Annotated in this window: 19 protein-coding genes; all 19 read left to right on the top strand. The window is 58.4% G+C overall.

Translation table 11 applies throughout. From position 1 onward, the window contains the following. The first annotated feature begins 186 nt into the window (after positions 1 to 186). Positions 187 to 1,038 carry a flagellin domain-containing protein gene (locus tag AC07O1_RS15280; RefSeq protein ID WP_419119285.1) on the top strand — a complete coding sequence of 284 codons (852 nt, stop codon included), beginning with the start codon at positions 187 to 189 and terminating at the stop codon, positions 1,036 to 1,038. A 73-nt stretch (positions 1,039 to 1,111) separates the two neighbouring features. Next, entirely contained in the window at positions 1,112 to 1,462 is a 351-nt protein-coding gene (locus AC07O1_RS15285) for a flagellar protein FlaG (RefSeq protein ID WP_495089230.1), read from the top strand. An 83-nt stretch (positions 1,463 to 1,545) separates the two neighbouring features. After that, positions 1,546 to 2,958, top strand: a complete 1,413-nt coding sequence (fliD, locus tag AC07O1_RS15290) for a flagellar filament capping protein FliD (protein WP_495089231.1) — start codon at positions 1,546 to 1,548, stop codon at positions 2,956 to 2,958. A 128-nt stretch (positions 2,959 to 3,086) separates the two neighbouring features. Further along, positions 3,087 to 3,482, top strand: a complete 396-nt coding sequence (fliS, locus tag AC07O1_RS15295) for a flagellar export chaperone FliS (protein WP_494994226.1) — start codon at positions 3,087 to 3,089, stop codon at positions 3,480 to 3,482. Positions 3,483 to 3,492: 10 nt separating this feature from the next. Beyond that, positions 3,493 to 3,789: a flagellar protein FliT gene (gene fliT / locus AC07O1_RS15300; RefSeq protein WP_495089232.1), complete on the top strand. Its 297-nt coding sequence runs from the start codon at positions 3,493 to 3,495 to the stop codon at positions 3,787 to 3,789. A 169-nt stretch (positions 3,790 to 3,958) separates the two neighbouring features. Next, positions 3,959 to 5,434 carry a sigma-54 dependent transcriptional regulator gene (locus tag AC07O1_RS15305; protein WP_495089233.1) on the top strand — a complete coding sequence of 492 codons (1,476 nt, stop codon included), beginning with the start codon at positions 3,959 to 3,961 and terminating at the stop codon, positions 5,432 to 5,434. Positions 5,435 to 5,720: 286 nt separating this feature from the next. Continuing rightward, complete coding sequence (locus tag AC07O1_RS15310; protein WP_495089286.1) at positions 5,721 to 6,926, top strand: sensor histidine kinase; 1,206 nt, start codon at positions 5,721 to 5,723, stop codon at positions 6,924 to 6,926. Between the two features lie 5 nt (positions 6,927 to 6,931). Beyond that, positions 6,932 to 8,335 (top strand): sigma-54-dependent transcriptional regulator, encoded by a 1,404-nt coding sequence (locus tag AC07O1_RS15315; RefSeq protein ID WP_495089234.1) that lies wholly within the window; start codon positions 6,932 to 6,934, stop codon positions 8,333 to 8,335. Between the two features lie 126 nt (positions 8,336 to 8,461). Beyond that, on the top strand, positions 8,462 to 8,791 hold the full coding sequence (gene fliE, locus AC07O1_RS15320) for a flagellar hook-basal body complex protein FliE (RefSeq protein WP_419119279.1): 330 nt from the start codon (positions 8,462 to 8,464) through the stop codon (positions 8,789 to 8,791). Between the two features lie 15 nt (positions 8,792 to 8,806). After that, entirely contained in the window at positions 8,807 to 10,588 is a 1,782-nt protein-coding gene (gene fliF, locus AC07O1_RS15325) for a flagellar basal-body MS-ring/collar protein FliF (RefSeq protein ID WP_494994222.1), read from the top strand. Further along, complete coding sequence (gene fliG / locus AC07O1_RS15330; RefSeq protein WP_494994221.1) at positions 10,581 to 11,600, top strand: flagellar motor switch protein FliG; 1,020 nt, start codon at positions 10,581 to 10,583, stop codon at positions 11,598 to 11,600. The genes fliF and fliG overlap by 8 nt, the downstream gene beginning before the upstream one ends. Before the next feature lie 9 nt (positions 11,601 to 11,609). After that, positions 11,610 to 12,413, top strand: a complete 804-nt coding sequence (gene fliH / locus AC07O1_RS15335; RefSeq protein WP_495089235.1) for a flagellar assembly protein FliH — start codon at positions 11,610 to 11,612, stop codon at positions 12,411 to 12,413. Next, entirely contained in the window at positions 12,403 to 13,761 is a 1,359-nt protein-coding gene (gene fliI, locus AC07O1_RS15340) for a flagellar protein export ATPase FliI (protein ID WP_495089236.1), read from the top strand. The genes fliH and fliI overlap by 11 nt, the downstream gene beginning before the upstream one ends. 6 nt (positions 13,762 to 13,767) lie before the next feature. After that, the gene (gene fliJ / locus AC07O1_RS15345) at positions 13,768 to 14,217 is read left to right on the top strand and encodes a flagellar export protein FliJ (RefSeq protein ID WP_495089237.1); all 450 of its coding nucleotides are present in this window, start codon (positions 13,768 to 13,770) and stop codon (positions 14,215 to 14,217) included. Positions 14,218 to 14,303: 86 nt separating this feature from the next. Beyond that, positions 14,304 to 14,609: an STAS domain-containing protein gene (locus AC07O1_RS15350; RefSeq protein WP_495089238.1), complete on the top strand. Its 306-nt coding sequence runs from the start codon at positions 14,304 to 14,306 to the stop codon at positions 14,607 to 14,609. A gap of 5 nt (positions 14,610 to 14,614) precedes the next feature. Then, positions 14,615 to 16,321, top strand: a complete 1,707-nt coding sequence (locus AC07O1_RS15355; RefSeq protein WP_495089239.1) for an ATP-binding SpoIIE family protein phosphatase — start codon at positions 14,615 to 14,617, stop codon at positions 16,319 to 16,321. Between the two features lie 30 nt (positions 16,322 to 16,351). Continuing rightward, positions 16,352 to 16,696 carry an Hpt domain-containing protein gene (locus AC07O1_RS15360; RefSeq protein WP_495089240.1) on the top strand — a complete coding sequence of 115 codons (345 nt, stop codon included), beginning with the start codon at positions 16,352 to 16,354 and terminating at the stop codon, positions 16,694 to 16,696. Positions 16,697 to 16,804: 108 nt separating this feature from the next. Continuing rightward, complete coding sequence (locus tag AC07O1_RS15365) at positions 16,805 to 18,145, top strand: flagellar hook-length control protein FliK (protein ID WP_495089241.1); 1,341 nt, start codon at positions 16,805 to 16,807, stop codon at positions 18,143 to 18,145. 230 nt (positions 18,146 to 18,375) lie between these two features. Next, a complete protein-coding gene (gene fliL, locus AC07O1_RS15370) occupies positions 18,376 to 18,876 on the top strand; it encodes a flagellar basal body-associated protein FliL (protein WP_495089242.1) in 501 nt (166 codons plus the stop codon). Positions 18,877 to 18,881: the final 5 nt, after the last annotated feature.

Here is an 18,881-nt window from a genome sequence, read left to right on the forward strand (position 1 = left end):
TTTTTCTTTTGCATACCCTCCCAAACCTTTGTTTTGTGGGGGGGTGGCAGTGTGATGGCAATTTTTTTTAAAAAAGCCCTAAAGCAACCTGCTATCGCGACGATAACTATTACGAAGGTTCTCTAGGCCACACCCGGCGGTTGCCAGGGCCGGAAGCCGCTGTACCCATCCAATGAGGAACTCACCATGTCTTTAGGCGTAAACACTAACGTTGCTTCCCTGTCTGTTCAAAAGAACCTGAACAATGCCGCGAACGCTCTGTCTCAATCGATGACACGCCTGTCTTCCGGCCTGAAAATCAACAGCGCCAAAGACGACGCTGCCGGCCTGCAGATCGCTACCCGTATGAGCAGCCAGATCCGCGGTCAGACCGTAGCGATCAAAAACGCCAACGACGGTATTTCGATGGCTCAGACTGCTGAAGGCGCTCTGCAAGAGACCACCAACATTCTGCAACGTATGCGTGAACTGGCTGTTCAGGCCCGTAACGGCACTAACGGCACCGCTGACCAGACTGCGACCAACGCAGAATTCACGCAGATGTCCGACGAGCTGACTCGTATTTCGCAAAGCACCAACCTGAACGGCAAAAACCTGCTGGACGGTTCCGCTGGTAGCATGACCCTGCAAGTGGGTTCCAACACCGGTACCGCCAACCAGATCACCCTGACTCTGAGCAGCAAGTTCGACGCCGTCAGCCTCTCCGTAGGTAGCGGTACAACTGTACTGACCGGTGCTACCAGCGCCGCAGCGGGTTCCGCCATCGACGGCGCAATCACTGCAATCGACGCTGCAATCGCCTCCGTAGGTGCCACTCGTGCAGCCCTGGGTGCTTCGCAAAACCGTCTGACCAGCACTATCTCCAACCTGCAGAACGTCAACGAAAACGCCACCGCTGCACTGGGTCGCGTACAAGATACCGACTTCGCTGCGGAAACTGCTCAACTGACCAAGAACCAAACTCTGCAGTCGGCTTCCACCGCTATTCTGGCGCAAGCCAACCAGCTGCCTAACGCCGTACTGAAGCTGCTTCAGTAATTTCGCAGTGAGTTTTGGCGGGGGAGTGCGTTGGTCGTGCTCTTCCGCTTTTTTACTTTAGGAGGTGATGGACATGGATATGAGCGTAAAGCTGAACTTGTCTTACCCGGCGGTTAAACCGGTGGGCAGCACGACCGATAAACCGGCTGGGGCGCCTGGGGCCGACAGCGTACAGGCTGTGGCTGGTAGTAAAGACTCTGATTCGGAGAAATTGAAAACCGCCGTGCAGGAAATCGAAAAGTTCGTCCAGTCGATCAAGCGCAACCTGGAGTTTTCAATCGATGAAGCCTCCGGCAAGGTCGTTGTAAAAGTGATTGCTACTGCAACGGGGGAAGTGGTGCGACAGATCCCTTCCGAAGAGGCGTTGAAGCTGGCGGACAGTTTGAATACGGCGAGTAATGTGTTGTTCGACGCGAAAGCCTGACAACTGGCATGAATAGTGTCTTTACATTCTTTTGATGGCGATTGTGGTCAAAAGGCTGGCAACAGACTGAAAGGGAGATGTACATGGCAAGTCCAATTACAACGTCTACAGGCCTTGGCTCTGGTCTTGACATCAATTCGATCGTTACTGCATTGGTCAATGCCGACAAGGCGGCCAAGCAGGCGCAGATCAACACTCAAACCACGCTCACCACGTCGAAGATTTCCGGTGTTGGCTCGCTGAAAAGCGCCCTGGCTGCTTATCAGGCCGCCATGGACAAGCTCAACAGTGCTACAAGTCCGGCTTTTGCGGGCTTTTCGGCGACTTCATCGACGCCGGCAACGCTGACGGCTACCACTGACAATACTGCAGTCAACGGTAGCTATAACGTTGTTGTCAATAATCTGGCCACCGGCTCGAAAGTCGCCAGTGCTTCCTTTGCTGGCGGTGCTAGCAGTGCCATTCCGACTGGTACCTTGCAAATCAGTCAAAATGGCACTGCCTACAACGTCAGTATTCCGTCCGGTGCGACCTTGCAATCAACCCGTGATGCGATCAATAGCACGCTGAAAACCCAGGGCATCACGGCTAACATCGTCACTGACAGCAATGGTTCGCGCCTGGTGATCGGGTCGACCACCACAGGCAAGGGCTCGGATCTTACGGTCAGCGGCATTGCCGGTCTGGCAATCGACGGCACGAAGCTGGCGGTCACCAGTGATCCTGCAAGTGCCGGGACTATCGGCGCATTGGCCACCGACGCGAGCCTCACGATCGATGGTCTGGCAGTGACCAGCAAGAGCAATACCGTCAGTCAGGCGGTGGGTGGCTTGAGCATGACGCTGGTTGCACCGGGTTCCTCGACGGTGACAGTGGCAACCAATACCACGGGTTTGCAGACCTCGATCCAGTCGTTTGTCGATGCCTATAACACGCTGGTGAAGACTGTAACTTCCCTGACCCAGGCCACTGCGGATAAGAATGGCAAGCTGACCGTCTCCGCTGCGATGACCGGTGACTCCCTGCCGCGTGCGCTCATTGCCGATGTTCGTAACGTGTTGGTCACTCCCGGGGCGGGGGGGCAGTTATCGGTGCTGTCGCAATTGGGTATCACCACTGATCAAAAGGCCGGCACGCTGAATTTCGACACGACCAAGTTCACCAAGGCGATGACCGATAAGGCGCTGGGTGGTCAGGTCCAGACGCTGTTTACCGGTACCAACAGTACCAATGGTCTGCTGGCCCGGATGGGGGCGGCGATCAAGCCCTACTCGCAGACCGGCGGCCTTCTTGATCAGCGCAACAGCAGTCTGGGCAAGCAGAAAAGCGATCTGACCAATCAGCAGGCGGCGCTGGATCTGCGGGTCACCAGTCTGACGACCACTCTGACCGCCAAGTACAACGCCATGGACTTGCTGGTTGGGCAGATGAAGGCGACGGCGACCAATATTTCGTCGTTCTTCACATCCCTTAATGCGCAGAAATCCTCTGGCTAGTCATGAACTGGTGCCAAAAACCCGGCTGCGTTTTTAGCGCGCCGGGTTTTTGCCTTTCGATCTAAAGTTTTTTGACTCGTAGACGATACATTGGTTATACGAGCCCTTGAGTTGTGATGAGGTAGAACATGAATCCGATGTTAGCCCTTCGGCAATATCAGAAGGTTGGAGCGCAAGCCCAGACCTCCGAAGCCAGCCCGCACCGCTTGGTGCAGATGCTGATGGAGGGCGGACTGGATCGTATTGCTCAGGCCAAAGGCGCCATGGAGCGCAAGGATATTCCGGGTAAAGGTGTGTTGATCAGCAAGGCCATCGGGATCATCGGTGGCTTGCGTGAGGGGCTGGATCTCGAGACTTCGGCCGATTCATTGGGGGACCTGGATAATCTCTATGTCTACATGATGAAGCGTCTCGCTGAGGCCAATATCAACGGCGATCCAAAGATTCTCGACGAGGTCGCCGGCTTGCTTCGCACCGTTAAAGAAGGCTGGGATGCCATTGCTGTGCCTGGTCCGCAGTTCTAGGGAGATCACCATGAGTCTTGTACTGCAGCGTATCGAAGAAACCCGTGAGGCCCTTGTAGGGGCCTTGGCCGAGCGTGACTGGGAGGCCATCGGCCAGTTGGACCTGGCATGCCGTGCCTGCATGGAAGATGTGCTGAGTGAGGCTTCGCTGGACGAGATGGCGCTGCGTAATAATCTGGAAGAGTTGCTGGGGGTTTACCGGCAATTGCTGGAAACCGCGATGGGCGAGCGTCAGGCGATAGTTGACGAGATGTCGCAGATCCATCAAGCACAGAACGCGGCAAAGGTTTACCATCTATTCGGTTAATACTCAGTTAATCCGAACGTAGTGCGTCATAAATTTGACTGTGCACGCTTTTTTGACTTAACTAGTGGCTGATTTCAGAATTCAGGCGTCTATCTGGCAGAAAGTGCCTACAAGCGTCTAGCTTGCCCCTCATGTTGGGCATTGAGTTGACTAGGGAAGTTGCTATTGCATGTGGCGTGAAACCAAAATTCTGCTTATTGATGACGATAGCGTCCGTCGCCGCGACCTTGCGGTGATTTTAAATTTTCTTGGCGAAGAAAATTTACCCTGTGGTAGCCATGATTGGCAGCAGGCTGTCGGCTCTTTGTCATCCAGTCGTGAAGTAATCTGTGTCTTGATCGGGACCGTAAATGCTCCTGGCGCGCTTTTGGGTTTGTTAAAGACACTCTCAATGTGGGATGAGTTCCTTCCGGTTTTGTTAATGGGCGATATTTCTTCCATTGACCTGCCTGAAGACCAGCGCCGCCGAGTGCTTTCCACGCTGGAAATGCCTCCCAGCTACAGCAAATTGCTGGACTCCCTGCACCGTGCCCAGGTCTATCGCGAGATGTACGACCAGGCCCGCGAGCGCGGTCGTCATCGCGAACCCAATCTCTTTCGCAGTCTTGTTGGCACCAGTCGGGCGATTCAGCATGTCCGCCAGATGATGCAGCAAGTGGCCGACACCGATGCCAGCGTGCTGATCCTTGGCGAATCCGGCACCGGCAAGGAAGTGGTGGCGCGCAATCTGCACTACCACTCCAAGCGTCGTGACGGGCCGTTCGTGCCGGTCAACTGTGGTGCGATCCCGGCCGAGTTGCTGGAAAGCGAATTGTTTGGCCACGAGAAGGGCGCTTTCACTGGCGCGATCACCAGTCGTGCCGGACGTTTTGAACTGGCTAACGGCGGTACGCTGTTCCTCGACGAAATCGGTGATATGCCGTTGCCTATGCAGGTCAAGCTGCTGCGTGTGTTGCAGGAGCGGACCTTCGAGCGTGTCGGCAGCAACAAGACCCAAAGCGTCGATGTGCGAATCATTGCGGCGACCCACAAGAACCTCGAAAGCATGATCGAGGTCGGCAGTTTCCGCGAAGACCTGTACTACCGCCTGAACGTATTCCCGATCGAAATGGCACCGCTGCGCGAGCGCGTCGAAGACATTCCGTTGCTGATGAACGAGTTGATCTCGCGCATGGAGCACGAGAAGCGCGGCTCGATCCGCTTCAACTCGGCGGCGATCATGTCGCTGTGCCGTCACGGTTGGCCGGGCAACGTTCGTGAGCTGGCCAACCTGGTGGAGCGCATGGCGATCATGCATCCGTACGGGGTCATCGGTGTGGTCGAGCTGCCGAAGAAATTCCGTTACGTGGACGATGAAGACGAGCAAATGGTCGACAGTCTGCGCAGCGATCTGGAGGAGCGGGTGGCGATTAATGGGCATGCCCCGGACTTCGCGGCCACTGCGATGCTTCCGCCGGAAGGTCTGGACTTGAAGGACTACCTTGGTGGTCTGGAACAAGGCTTGATTCAGCAGGCGCTGGATGATGCCAATGGCATCGTGGCGCGGGCTGCCGAGCGCTTGCGCATTCGTCGTACCACCCTGGTGGAGAAGATGCGTAAGTACGGTATGAGCCGTCGTGATGGCGATGAACAGGCGGATGATTGACGCCTGTTTTTTAACGTGCTGAAAAGCACGTACCCCGTCTCGACAATAACTGTTCGTCTTTGACGGCATTTCTTGCCGTCATACGGCGTTGCCGATCCTCGCCATGGCGGGCTATGACTCGTCGCGGCGCCTTGTCTGGCGGCAAGAGCCGTTCGTCAAAAACTGAACGTATTGCCGAGGCGGGGCGCGCATTATTTTTCGGCACGGGTATTGCTATAGCTCTCGCAACGTTCCGTTTAACTGACGGTCAGCCAAGCGAGAGAGCACGATGCCCCAAGCCGCCCAGATGTCTCCTGCCCCTGATGCGCAAGGGCAATCGTCGTCCGTAGAGCAGGCAAGCCGGCTTGGGCTTGAGCAGGCGTTTGCACTGTTCAATCAGATGTCGAGCCAACTTACCGACTCCTACAGCATGCTTGAAGCGCGAGTCACCGAACTCAAGGGTGAGCTGGCGGTGGTCAGTGCTCAGCGCATGGAAGAGCTTGCCGAAAAAGAGCGCTTGGCCAATCGACTGCAAAACCTCCTTGACCTGTTGCCCGGTGGCGTCATCGTCATCGATGCGCAAGGTATGGTCCGTGAAGCCAATCCGGCGGCGTGTGAATTGCTCGGCCTGCCGCTGGAGGGTGAGCTCTGGCGTCGGGTCATCGCGCGCTGCTTTGCGCCCCGCGAGGACGACGGTCATGAAATTTCCCTGAAAGATGGTCGACGGCTGTCGATTGCCACCCGGTCGCTGGATGCCGAGCCGGGTCAATTGGTACTGCTCAACGATCTGACTGAAACCCGTCACCTGCAAGATCAACTGGCCCGCCATGAGCGCTTGTCGTCCCTGGGGCGGATGGTCGCTTCTTTGGCCCACCAGATTCGCACGCCGTTATCGGCCGCCTTGCTGTACGCCAGTCATCTGACCGAACAGGAACTGCCGGTAGCCACTCAGCAACGCTTTGCCGGACGGTTGAAAGAGCGCTTGCACGAGCTGGAGCATCAGGTGCGCGACATGCTGGTGTTCGCCCGTGGCGAGTTGCCGTTGACTGACCGTGTTACCCCTCAGACATTGATGCAGTCGCTGCAAGCGGCAGCACTGACCCATGTTCAGGATTTACCGGTGCGCTGGCAGTGCGACAGTCATGCTGGCGAGCTGCTGTGCAACCGCGACACGCTGGTGGGGGCTGTGCTCAATCTGATTGAAAACGCCATTCAGGCCGGTGCCGGCAATGTCTGCTTGAAGGTGCATCTCTATACCCGTGAAAACACCTTGCGCTTGTGCGTCAGTGACAACGGCAGTGGTATCGATGCGGCCGTACAGGCCAGATTGGGTGAGCCGTTTTTCACCACTAAAACCACTGGAACCGGCCTCGGCCTGACGGTGGTCAAAGCGGTGGCGCGTGCTCATCAGGGAGAATTTCTGTTGCGCTCACGGCCGGGCCGCGGCACCTGCGCGCTGGTGGTTTTGCCACTTTTTTCTTGTGAGCAGCCCAGTGTTCAAGGAGTGGAATGAGGCTCATGGCAGTTAAGGTTTTACTGGTCGAAGACGATCGTGCGCTGCGCGAGGCATTGACGGATACGCTGCTGCTGGCCGGGCATGATTACAAGGCTGTCGGCTCGGCAGAGGAGGCGCTGGAGGCGGTCGCCGCCGAAGCGTTCAGTCTGGTGGTCAGTGATGTGAACATGCCGGGGATGGACGGTCATCAGTTGCTCGGCCTGTTGCGTGCGCGTCAGCCGCAGTTGCCCGTTTTGTTGATGACGGCTCACGGTGCGGTCGAGCGGGCGGTGGACGCCATGCGCCAGGGGGCAGCCGATTATCTGGTCAAGCCGTTCGAGCCCAAGGCGTTGCTCGATCTGGTGGCGCGTCATGCCTTGGGTTGTCTGGAGGGGGCGCAGGATGAAGGCCCGGTGGCCTTCGAGCCAGCCAGTGCACAGTTGCTTGAGTTGGCGGCGCGGGTCGCCCGAAGTGATTCCACGGTGTTGATTTCTGGTGAGTCCGGTACGGGCAAGGAGGTGCTGGCACGTTACATTCATCAGCATTCTCATCGAGCGAGTCAGCCGTTTATCGCAATCAACTGTGCGGCGATTCCCGACAACATGCTCGAGGCCACCTTGTTCGGCCATGAGAAGGGCTCGTTCACGGGCGCCATTGCCGCTCAGGCCGGCAAATTCGAGCAGGCTGATGGCGGTACTATTCTGCTCGACGAAATCTCCGAAATGCCTTTGGGTCTACAAGCCAAGCTATTGCGTGTATTGCAGGAACGCGAGGTTGAGCGCGTTGGTGCGCGCAAACCGATCGCGCTGGATATTCGCGTGGTTGCGACCACCAATCGTGATCTGGCTGGCGAAGTGGCGGCGGGGCGGTTTCGTGAAGATCTCTACTATCGTCTGTCCGTGTTTCCGTTGGCCTGGCGTCCGTTACGCGAGCGCACCGCCGATATCCTGCCGCTGGCCGAGCGTCTGCTGGCCAGGCACGTCAATAAAATGAAACACGCCGCCGCGCGGTTGTCGAGCGAGGCTCGGGCTTGCCTGGTCGGTTATCCGTGGCCGGGCAACGTACGTGAGTTGGATAACGCGATCCAGCGTGCGCTGATCCTGCAGCAAGGCGGATTGATTCAGCCTCAGGATTTTTGTCTGGCGGGGCCTGTGGCCTGTGCGCCGCTTCGTGCATTGGGTGTGCCCAGCCCGCCGCAAGTGCACGGCACGCCGGTAGATATGGAGCAGGGTGAGTCAGTGGGCGGGCTGGGGGATGATCTGCGTCGTCGCGAGTTCCAGATGATCATCGACACCCTGCGTTCCGAGCGCGGTCGCCGCAAAGAAGCGGCCGAGCGCCTGGGCATCAGTCCACGGACGTTGCGCTACAAGCTGGCGCAAATGCGCGATGCCGGAATGGACGTTGAGGCTTACTTGTTCGCGACCTGATGAGTCGGCAAAGACCGGGAGCGGGTTTTGTTCATGGTTGCCATGGAGCTGGCACCCTTGTTGCTAACACCTGTCTATCCGCTGTGTGAGTGTCAAAAAATTGCGGGTCGTCAGAGAGAGTAGACCATGAGCCAGGGTATTGAATTTAATCGATTGATGTTGGATATGCGTTCCATGCAGATGGATGCCATGGCTCAACCTAAATCGGCTGTCGCAGTGCCGGAAATGGGCGGCAGCAGCTTTTCCGACATGCTCGGGCAGGCCGTCAACAAGGTCAACGATACTCAGCAGGCATCGAACCAATTGTCGAGTGCCTTTGAAATCGGCAAAAGCGGCGTCGACCTGACGGATGTGATGATTTCCTCGCAGAAGGCCAGCGTCTCTTTCCAGGCGTTGACACAAGTGCGTAACAAGCTGGTTCAGGCGTACCAAGACATCATGCAGATGCCAGTTTAAGGAAGAGATTGAGTCATGGCAGAAGCAGTCGCCGATAACGTTCCGGTCAAGGCCAGCCCAGCAGGCGGCAAGCCGCCGCTGTTCGGTTTGTCCTTTCTGGAAAACCTCTCCGAGATGACCATGTTGCGTCAGGTTGGCCTCATGGTTGGTCTGGCAGCGAGCGTGGCGATTGGGTTTGCCGTGGTGTTGTGGTCCCAGCAGCCCGATTATCGTCCGCTGTATGGCAGCCTTGCCGGTATGGACGCCAAGCAGGTCATGGACACTCTGGCCTCCGCAGACATTGCCTATACCGTTGAGCCTAATTCCGGTGCGTTGCTGGTCAAGGCTGATGATTTGCCACGGGCGCGACTCAAACTTGCCGCTGCCGGTGTGACTCCGCGCGACGGCAATATCGGTTTCGAAATCCTCGATAAGGACCAGGGCCTGGGTACCAGTCAGTTCATGGAGGCGACCCGTTATCGTCGCGGCCTTGAAGGGGAATTGGCGCGGACCATCTCCAGTCTGAATAACGTCAAGGGCGCGCGCGTGCACCTGGCGATTCCGAAAAGCTCGGTGTTTGTGCGCGACGAGCGCAAGCCAAGTGCTTCGGTACTGGTTGAACTTTATTCCGGCCGCTCGCTGGAGCCGGGTCAGGTTGTGGCGATTATCAATCTGGTGGCAACCAGTGTTCCCGAGCTGAGCAAGTCGCAGATCACTGTGGTCGATCAGAAGGGTACCCTGCTCTCCGACCAGGCGGAAAACTCCGAACTGACCATGGCCGGCAAGCAATTCGACTACAGCCGCCGCATGGAAAGCATGCTCACTCAGCGTGTGCACAACATTCTGCAGCCAGTGCTGGGCAACGACCGCTATAAGGCCGAAGTGTCCGCTGACGTGGACTTCAGTGCCGTCGAGTCGACTTCCGAACAGTTCAACCCTGACCAGCCTGCATTGCGCAGCGAGCAGTCAGTCAACGAACAACGCTCCAGCAGTAACGGCCCGCAAGGTGTGCCGGGCGCCCTGAGCAACCAGCCCCCGTCCCCGGCCTCCGCGCCGCAAACCACGGCCGGCGCTGCGCCTGCTTCCGGTATGGTGCAGCCGGGGCAACCGTTGCTCGATGCCAACGGTCAGCAAATCATGGACCCGGCCACAGGTCAGCCAATGCTGGCGCCGTACCCGGCGGACAAGCGTCAACAATCCACCAAGAACTTCGAGCTTGATCGCTCCATCAGCCACACCAAGCAGCAGCAGGGACGTTTGAGTCGTCTGTCGGTTGCGGTGGTGGTCGATGATCAGGTCAAGGTCAATGCAGCCAACGGCGAAACCACCCGCGCGCCATGGAGCGCCGACGAATTGGCGCGCTTCACTCGCCTGGTGCAGGACGCCGTCGGTTTCGACGCCAGCCGTGGCGACAGTGTCAGCGTGATCAATGTGCCGTTCTCCGCCGAGCGCGGTGAAGTGATCGCCGAAATTCCGTTCTACTCGCAGCCATGGTTCTGGGACATCGTGAAACAGCTGCTCGGGGTATTGTTCATCCTGGTGCTGGTGTTCGGTGTGCTGCGTCCGGTGCTCAACAACATCACCGGCAAAGGCAAGCAGTTGGCGGGTATCGGTAGCGACGCCGAGCTGGGCGGCATGGGTGCTCTGGATGGCGAACTGAGCAACGACCGCGTCAGCCTTGGTGGCCCGCAAAGCATCTTGCTGCCTAGCCCGAGCGAAGGCTATGACGCACAGTTGAATGCAATCAAAAGTCTGGTGGCAGAAGACCCGGGTCGAGTGGCTCAGGTCGTGAAAGAGTGGATTAACGCAGATGAGTGATAACCGAGCTGCTACCGAAAAACTCACTCGAGTCGACAAAGCCGCGATTCTGCTGCTGTCCCTGGGTTCAACCGATGCCGCGCAAGTGTTGCGGCACATGGGGCCCAAGGAGGTTCAGCGTGTCGGCGTGGCCATGGCGCAAATGCGCAATGTGCATCGCGAGCAGGTCGAGCAGGTCATGAGCGAGTTCGTCAATATCGTCGGCGACCAGACCAGCCTCGGCGTCGGTTCCGATGACTATGTCCGCAAGATGCTCACTCAGGCCCTGGGCGAAGACAAGGCCAACGGCCTGATCGACCGGATCCTGCTGGGTGGCAACACCAGCGGCCTGGACAGTCTGAAGTGGATGGAGCCGCGGGCGGTGGCGGACGTGATCCGTTACGAGCACCCGCAGATCCAGGCCATCGTCGTCGCTTATCTGGACCCGGACCAGGCCGGTGAAGTGCTCGGGAACTTCGATCACAAGGTGCGGCTGGATATCATTCTGCGGGTTTCCTCGCTCAATACCGTGCAACCGGCGGCGCTGAAAGAGCTCAACCAGATTCTCGAGAAGCAGTTCTCCGGCAACTCCAATGCGGCTCGTACCACCCTGGGTGGTATCAAGCGTGCTGCCGACATCATGAACTTCCTCGACAGCTCGATCGAAGGTCAGTTGATGGACTCGATCCGCGAAGTCGACGAAGACCTGTCCGGTCAGATCGAAGACCTCATGTTTGTGTTCAACAACTTGTCCGACGTCGACGACCGCGGTATCCAGGCGCTGCTACGCGAGGTCTCATCCGACGTGCTGGTGCTGGCTCTCAAAGGCTCGGACGAAGGCGTCAAGGAAAAGATCTTCAAGAACATGTCCAAACGGGCGGCCGAACTGCTGCGTGACGACCTCGAGGCCAAGGGCCCGGTACGCGTCAGCGATGTGGAAACCGCTCAGAAAGAAATCCTCACCATTGCCCGCCGTATGGCCGAAGCCGGAGAAATTGTTCTCGGCGGGAAGGGCGGCGAAGAAATGATCTAAGGCAGGTCCATGTCTTCCAGAAATGATGAGTCTCCAAGCGACCTGATTCGCGCCCGGGATGTCGGCGGTTTCGACATCTGGTCGTTGCCCAGCTTCGACCCGCATCAGCCGGAGCCGGAACCTGAGCCGGAGCCTGTAGAAGAAACACCGGCCGAGATGGAAGAAGTGCCGCTGGAAGAAGTCCAGCCACTGACCCTCGAAGAGCTCGAAAGTATCCGCCAGGAGGCTTACAACGAAGGTTTCGCGACCGGTGAGAAAGAGGGCTTTCACAGCACTCAACTCAAGGTTCGCCAGGAAGCCGAGGTTGCCTTGAGTGCCAGGCTCGCCAGCCTCGAGCGGTTGATGGAAAACCTCTTCGAGCCGATTGCCGATCAGGATTCACAGATCGAGAAGTCGATGGTCGGGCTGGTCGAGCACATTACACGTCAGGTGATCCAGCGTGAGCTGGCTATCGACTCGACACAGATCGAACAGGTGATGCGCGAAGCGTTGAAGCTGCTACCGCTCGATGCCGAAAATGTCCGCCTCTTTATCAATCCGCAGGATTTCGACCAAGTCAAAGCCCTGCGCGAACGCCACGAAGAAAAATGGCGGATCGTCGAGGATGCGGCGTTGCAGGCCGGTGGTCTGCGAGTTGAAACCGCCCACAGCCGCATTGATGCGACCATTGAAACCCGTATCACCCAGGTCATGGCCAAACTCTTCGACCAGTTGCACGAACAGGCCCTGCATCCAGCCAAGCCTGACCTGAGTGTCGAGCTTGCTGCTGTTGAGAAACATCGCGTCGAACCGGATCGTGCGGATGCGTCTTGAGCGAACCAGCTTTGGCAAGCGCCTGAGCAGCTACGCCGAAGCCATCGAGCTGGCGGGCCAGCCGATCCTTGAAGGGCGATTGCTGCGTATGGTCGGCTTGACCCTTGAAGCGGAAGGCTTGCGTGCTGCCATGGGCAGTCGCTGCGTGGTGATCAACGATGACAGTTATCACCCGGTACAGGTAGAAGCTGAAGTCATGGGTTTCTCCGGCAATAAAGTCTTTCTGATGCCGGTGGGCAGTGTCGCTGGCATCGCGCCGGGCGCGCGGGTTGTTCCGTTGGCCGATACCGGTCGTTTGCCAATGGGCATGAGCATGCTCGGGCGGGTGCTCGATGGCGCCGGGCGCGCGCTGGACGGCAAGGGCGGCATGAAGGCCGAAGACTGGGTGCCGATCGACGGTCCGACCATCAACCCGCTCAAGCGTCATCCTATCAGCCAACCGCTGGACGTCGGCATTCGCAGTATCAACGGATTACTGACAGTCGGCCGCGGTCAGCGTCTCGGGCTGTTCGCCGGTACCGGTGTCGGCAAGAGCGTGCTGCTGGGCATGATGACCCGCTTTACCGAGGCTGACATCATTGTCGTCGGGCTGATCGGCGAGCGGGGTCGTGAAGTTAAAGAGTTCATCGAGCACATTCTCGGTGAAGAAGGCCTCAAGCGTTCGGTGGTGGTGGCCTCGCCCGCGGACGATGCGCCACTGATGCGCCTGCGTGCCGCCATGTATTGCACGCGTATTGCCGAGTATTTTCGCGACAAGGGCAAGAATGTTCTGTTGCTGATGGATTCCTTGACCCGTTTCGCTCAAGCCCAGCGAGAAATCGCCCTGGCCATCGGCGAGCCGCCGGCGACCAAGGGCTATCCGCCTTCAGTGTTCGCCAGATTGCCGAAACTGGTGGAACGCGCAGGTAACGCCGAAGCGGGCGGGGGGTCGATCACGGCTTTCTATACCGTGCTTTCAGAGGGTGACGATCAGCAGGACCCTATCGCCGATGCGGCGCGAGGCGTACTTGACGGTCATATCGTGCTGTCGCGGCGCCTGGCCGAGGAAGGTCACTACCCGGCCATCGACATCGAGGCGTCCATCAGTCGGGTCATGCCGTCGGTAGTCAGCCCGGAGCATATGAGGCGTGCGCAACACTTCAAACAACTCTGGTCGCGCTACCAACAGAGCCGCGACTTGATCAGTGTCGGTGCCTATGTGCCCGGCGGCGATCGGGAAACCGACACGGCCATCGCCTTGCAACCGTCGATGCTCACCTACCTTCGCCAAGGCTTGAACGACAACATCGGCATGGGCGAGAGCGAGGCTCATCTGGCATCGGTGTTTGCTCCTGTGGCCGGCGGTTAAGTCGTCGTGGCCCAGAGCCGTGCGGCGCGCCTGGCGCCAGTGGTCGACATGGCTGAAAGCGCCGAGCGCACTGCCGCCCAGCGTCTGGGGCACTTTCAGGGGCAGGTCCGTCTGGCGGAGAGCAAGCTGGGCGACCTGGAGCGCTTTCGTGGCGAGTACCAGCAGCAATGGATCGACCGTGGCAGTCAGGGGGTGTCCGGACAATGGCTGATGAATTACCAGCACTTCCTCAATCAACTGGAAACGGCGGTCGGCCAGCAGCGACAAAGTCTTGTCTGGCACCAGAACAATCTGAACAAGGCGCGAGAAACCTGGCAGCAGGCTTATGCGCGGGTCGAGGGGTTGCGCAAGCTGGTTCAGCGCTATATCGATGAAGCGCGTCAGCTTGAAGACAAGCGCGAACAGAAGCTGCTCGACGAATTGTCGCAGCGCTTGCCGCGTCAGGATCAGTATTGATCCGCTATTTCCGGTTTTGCCGGTTGCCCGCGGGCGTGCGGGGTGCTAAACCTTTTACACGTTGCCAATGACAAGGAAGCATTATCATGTCGGTCGTTACTGAAGTTTCACCGGACGGGCAAAAGCTGACGATCTCGATCAAGGGTCGTTTTGATTTCGGCAAGCATCAGGAGTTTCGCGAGTCCTATGAGCGACTCAATAAAACACCCGAGTCCATTGTGGTCGATTTGAAAGAGGCCACTTATCTGGACAGCTCCGCGCTGGGCATGCTGCTGTTGCTGCGTGATCATGCCGGCGGAGAAAAATCCGATATACGGGTGATCAACGGTAGCTCGGACGTTCGCAAGATCCTCGCCATCTCCAACTTCGACAAGCTCTTCGACATCAGTTGATCGCCATGCAGCCGGTGTCTGAACCGCTGACCGTCCTGATCGCCGAAGACAGTGCAGCCGATCGCATGCTGCTGTCGAGTATCGTCCGTCGCCAGGGACATGAAGTGCTGACGGCCGGCAATGGTGCCGAGGCGGTGGCCGTGTTCGGGCAGCAGCGACCGCAGCTGGTATTGATGGACGCCATGATGCCGGTGATGGACGGTTTCGAGGCCGCCCGGCAGATCAAGCAATTGGCCGGCGAAACGCTGGTGCCGATTATCTTTCTGACTTCTCTGACCGAAAGCGAAGCCCTGGCTCGTTGCCTGGAAGCGGGTGGCGACGACTTTTTGGCCAAGCCTTATAACCAGGTGATTCTGGCCGCCAAGATCAAAGCGATGGACCGATTGCGCCGGTTGCAGGCGACGGTGCTTGAGCAGCGCGACCTGATTGCCAGTCACCATGACTACTTGCTCAATGAGCAGCGGGTCGCCAAGGCGGTATTCGACAAGGTGGCGCATGCCGGGTGTCTGAATGCGCCGAATATCCGCTACCTGCAATCGCCTTATGCCTTGTTCAACGGCGACTTGCTGCTGGCAGCGTTTACGCCCGCCGGCGATATGCACGTTCTGCTGGGCGACTTCACCGGCCACGGTTTGCCGGCAGCGGTGGGGGCCATGCCGTTGGCGGAAGTCTTCTATGGCATGACTGCCAAAGGCTATGGTCTGTCGGAAACCCTGCGCGAGATGAACGCCAAGCTCAAGCGCATCTTGCCGGTCGATATGTTTTGCTGCGCCACGATGCTTTGCCTGAGTGGTCAGCGACGGGCAGTGGAGGTCTGGAATGGCGGGATGCCGGATGGCTATCTGCATTGCAGCGCAACGGGCGAGCGTACGTCGCTGTTGTCGCGGCATTTACCGTTGGGTGTACTGGGCGCGCAAGACTTCGATGATCGAACCGAAGTCTTCCCCATGGCGCTCGGGGACCGGATCTTTCTGTTGTCGGATGGGGTGATCGATACCTGTGATGCCAATGAGCAATTGTTTGGCGTTGAACGATTAGAGCGGGTATTTGCTGCCAATCACCATCCAGCCCGGCTGTTCGAGGAGATCGAGCAAGCGCTGAAGGATTTTCGCGGTGAGGCGCGCGACGATGTCAGCATGGTCGAGGTGAGCCAGCTTGCGCCAGAGCTGCTGAGCCCTCCAGTGATGGTTTATTCAGACAGCGGCCAATCCTGCCCGCTGGATTGGTCGGTGAGTTTCGAGTTCCGCGGGGCTACGCTCAAACGCTTCAATCCTCTGCCTTATTTGCTGCGGTTGTTGCTTGAAGTGCATGGGCTGCGGGCGCAAAGCGGAGCGCTTTACAGTGTGATGTCCGAGCTCTATTCCAATGCCCTGGAGCACGGCGTGCTGGGGCTCGATTCAAGCCTCAAGCGCGATGCCCTGGGCTTTACGCAGTACTATCACCAGCGCAACACGCGCCTCACCGAGCTTGAGGACGGCTACGTGCGGGTGCACTTGCAGGTGGAGCCGCGAGGCGAAGGTGGATGCCTGGTGGTTCGGGTCGAGGACAGTGGTGCAGGTTTTGATGTGCAGCGAGTAATGGCCAGACCCATTGATACCGGCAGGTTGTCGGGGCGTGGAGTGAGCCTGATTCGCCAGTTGAGTCGCAGTGCGAGCTGGTCTGACGATGGCCGCAGCGCCCGCGTGGAGTTTTACTGGGAGGCTCTGGCATAATCCGCGAATTCTTGATCAAGGAGCGAGCAAGTGGATGAGATTCATCTGGACCACGATGTGCTGAGCGCATTGCAGGAAGTCATGGAGGATGAGTATCCGCTGCTGCTGGATACCTTTCTCTCGGATTCGGAAGAGCGTTTGAGGCAGTTGCATAAAGCCGATGATGCACACCAGCTCATAGCTGCGGCCCATAGTTTCAAGGGCAGTAGCAGTAATATGGGCGCTACCCGTCTCGCCGAGCTGTGCCATCAACTTGAGCTGCGGGCCAAAGAGCCGTTGCCTGCCGATATCGAAAAGCTGGTGGCAGAGATTGATGGCGAATTCGCTATCGTCCGCCCTCTGTATGAGGAGGAGCTCGAGCGTTTCCATTGTTGAAAAAAGCCGCCGCCTGGCGGTTTTTAACTTTGCTGAACCAATCTGGCTCGACCTTTGCTAGATATCCTCCAACTGTGCCTACGATCCCAGTGCAGCGGAGACCGTTTTATGCCCCTCACCCCGAACATGCTTCTTCAGGCCGCGTCGAAGGCCAAGACTCCGGCCGCCACTGCCGATACCCCGGCAGTCGTTGCCGGGCCTGGGGATAAGGCTTCAAGCTTTGCACAGGTCTACGCCAAAGAGTCGCAAAGCAAACCTGCCGCGACAGGTGTGGGATCAGTCAGGCCGTTGCGCGACACGGTCGCGGTTAGCGCCGGCAAGAAGGGCACGGTCAGTGATAAAGCTGCCGCCCCGGAGCCGGCAGTTGCCGATAGCGGCAATTCCTTGCCTGCCGATAAAACGGCTGATTCGCACGATAAGCTCGCCAGTGATAATGCGCCCGCGACCGACACCCCGGTGGCTGACAGTGTGCCGGCCGACCCGACACTGGACCCTGCATTGATGCAAACAGTGCAGCCGGTCGTGCCGGCGCCTGTGCCCGAAACGCCGCCAGTGGTTGCTGCAGTGCAGCCGCAGGTTGAAGCCCCGCTCGCCGCAGTGGCGACTGCCCCATGCGCGCCTGCCCAGGCGGCGGTGGCAGATCCCCAATTTGATCCGCAAGCCGACCCGCTCGATGCGTTGCCCGCCGTGCGTCTGGCCCTTGAGCAAAGCGGGCATGTTTCGACTTCCAGTCAGGTTCAGTCCAAAGTTGCACCGGATCAGTCTGGGCTGACTGCGGCGCAAACCTTTGCCAACGGTCTGGCGACCATGGTGGATCAGCAGGCGGCTAAAGACAGTACCGACCAGGGCGGTGACAAGGCGTTCAGCGGCTTGATCGATGGCGGCCTCAAAGACCTGAAAGATGCCTCCAGCGATACCCGTGTCGACGACTTCGCCAGCCGCTTGGCGGCGCTGACCCAGGCTGCAACGCCAAGGACCGCTAATGCGCTGCCGGTGAATCAACCGTTGGCCATGCATCAGAGCGGCTGGACCGAAGAGGTGGTCAATCGGGTCATGTACCTGTCCAGTGCCAATCTCAAGTCCGCCGATATTCAGCTGCAGCCGGCAGAGTTGGGGCGTCTGGATATTCGCGTGAATATGGCAGCGGATCAGCAGACTCAAGTGACCTTCATCAGTGGTCACGCCGTCGTGCGTGAAGCGCTGGAAGGGCAGGTGCACCGCTTGCGCGACATGTTCTCCCAGCAAGGTATGGGGCAGGTCGACGTCAACGTGTCCGATCAGTCCCGTGGCTGGCAGGGCCAGCAGCAGGCCCAGCAAGGGCAGAACCGCAATGGCGGCAATGGCGGTCGGCTGGATTCGGGCGACGATGAGCTGCCGATGAGTGTGGCTGAAGTCGCCGCCAGCACCACAAGTGTGGTGGGTTCCAGTGCGGTGGATTATTACGCCTGATTGAATCTGCATCGCCTGTTGATCGTTCCCACGCTCGCGCGTGGGAATGCCGCCCTGGACGCTCCGGCGTCCGCTTTGTGACGCAGAGCGTCACTCGATGCGTTCCTTTGCGGCGCGTGGGAACGATCATTCACCATTCCGTTGGTTTTCCGTCCTGACAACTCTGGCATAACACTTGCTCTTGCCTTGCCGTGCGACTGTGAAAACCCGAATAGTGACGGATTATTGGCATGGCGAAGAGCGAAGCAGTGAAAGACCCCGCCGGGAAAGGCAAACTCAAGCTTATTCTCCTGATTGTTCTGGCTTTACTGCTGGTTATCGGCGTGTCAATCGGGGCGACCTGGTACGTCATGCACAGTGCCAAAGGCAAGCCTGAACCGACTGCTGCGGATGTGGCCAGCAGCGTCAAACCGGCAGCGATCTATGAGCCAATGGCTCCGGCTTTCGTGGCCAATTTCAATCAGAACGGTCGTCAGCGTTACCTGCAGGTGAGCATTACGATGCTCGCGCGCAATCAGGCCGATCTGGATGCGCTGAAAGTCCACATGCCGGTGATCCGCAATAACCTGGTCATGCTCTTCTCCGGGCAAAGCTTCGACAGCCTGGCGACCCCGGTCGGCCAGGAAATGTTGCGCCAGAAGGCGACTGCCAGCGTGCAGGAAGTGGCGCAGAAAGAAGTTGGCAAAGTGGTGGTCGAGCAGTTGCTCTTTACTAACTTCGTACTGCAGTAGGAACA

This window comes from Pseudomonas sp. GW821-FHT07G10, from assembly GCF_059418545.1.

Bases quoted from the DNA above. Each gene is read 5' to 3' on its own strand.
- AC07O1_RS15365 (WP_495089241.1), top strand. From the start codon at position 16,805: ATGCCCCTCACCCCGAACATGCTTCTTCAGGCCGCGTCGAAGGCCAAG.
- AC07O1_RS15355 (WP_495089239.1), top strand. From the start codon at position 14,615: ATGCAGCCGGTGTCTGAACCGCTGACCGTCCTGATCGCCGAAGACAGT.
- AC07O1_RS15280 (WP_419119285.1), top strand. From the start codon at position 187: ATGTCTTTAGGCGTAAACACTAACGTTGCTTCCCTGTCTGTTCAAAAG.
- fliF (WP_494994222.1), top strand. From the start codon at position 8,807: ATGGCAGAAGCAGTCGCCGATAACGTTCCGGTCAAGGCCAGCCCAGCA.
- AC07O1_RS15350 (WP_495089238.1), top strand. From the start codon at position 14,304: ATGTCGGTCGTTACTGAAGTTTCACCGGACGGGCAAAAGCTGACGATC.
- AC07O1_RS15315 (WP_495089234.1), top strand. From the start codon at position 6,932: ATGGCAGTTAAGGTTTTACTGGTCGAAGACGATCGTGCGCTGCGCGAG.
- AC07O1_RS15310 (WP_495089286.1), top strand. From the start codon at position 5,721: ATGTCTCCTGCCCCTGATGCGCAAGGGCAATCGTCGTCCGTAGAGCAG.
- AC07O1_RS15285 (WP_495089230.1), top strand. From the start codon at position 1,112: ATGGATATGAGCGTAAAGCTGAACTTGTCTTACCCGGCGGTTAAACCG.
- fliL (WP_495089242.1), top strand. From the start codon at position 18,376: ATGGCGAAGAGCGAAGCAGTGAAAGACCCCGCCGGGAAAGGCAAACTC.
- fliE (WP_419119279.1), top strand. From the start codon at position 8,462: ATGAGCCAGGGTATTGAATTTAATCGATTGATGTTGGATATGCGTTCC.
- fliT (WP_495089232.1), top strand. From the start codon at position 3,493: ATGAGTCTTGTACTGCAGCGTATCGAAGAAACCCGTGAGGCCCTTGTA.
- fliS (WP_494994226.1), top strand. From the start codon at position 3,087: ATGAATCCGATGTTAGCCCTTCGGCAATATCAGAAGGTTGGAGCGCAA.
- fliI (WP_495089236.1), top strand. From the start codon at position 12,403: ATGCGTCTTGAGCGAACCAGCTTTGGCAAGCGCCTGAGCAGCTACGCC.
- fliH (WP_495089235.1), top strand. From the start codon at position 11,610: ATGTCTTCCAGAAATGATGAGTCTCCAAGCGACCTGATTCGCGCCCGG.
- fliG (WP_494994221.1), top strand. From the start codon at position 10,581: ATGAGTGATAACCGAGCTGCTACCGAAAAACTCACTCGAGTCGACAAA.
- AC07O1_RS15305 (WP_495089233.1), top strand. From the start codon at position 3,959: ATGTGGCGTGAAACCAAAATTCTGCTTATTGATGACGATAGCGTCCGT.
- fliD (WP_495089231.1), top strand. From the start codon at position 1,546: ATGGCAAGTCCAATTACAACGTCTACAGGCCTTGGCTCTGGTCTTGAC.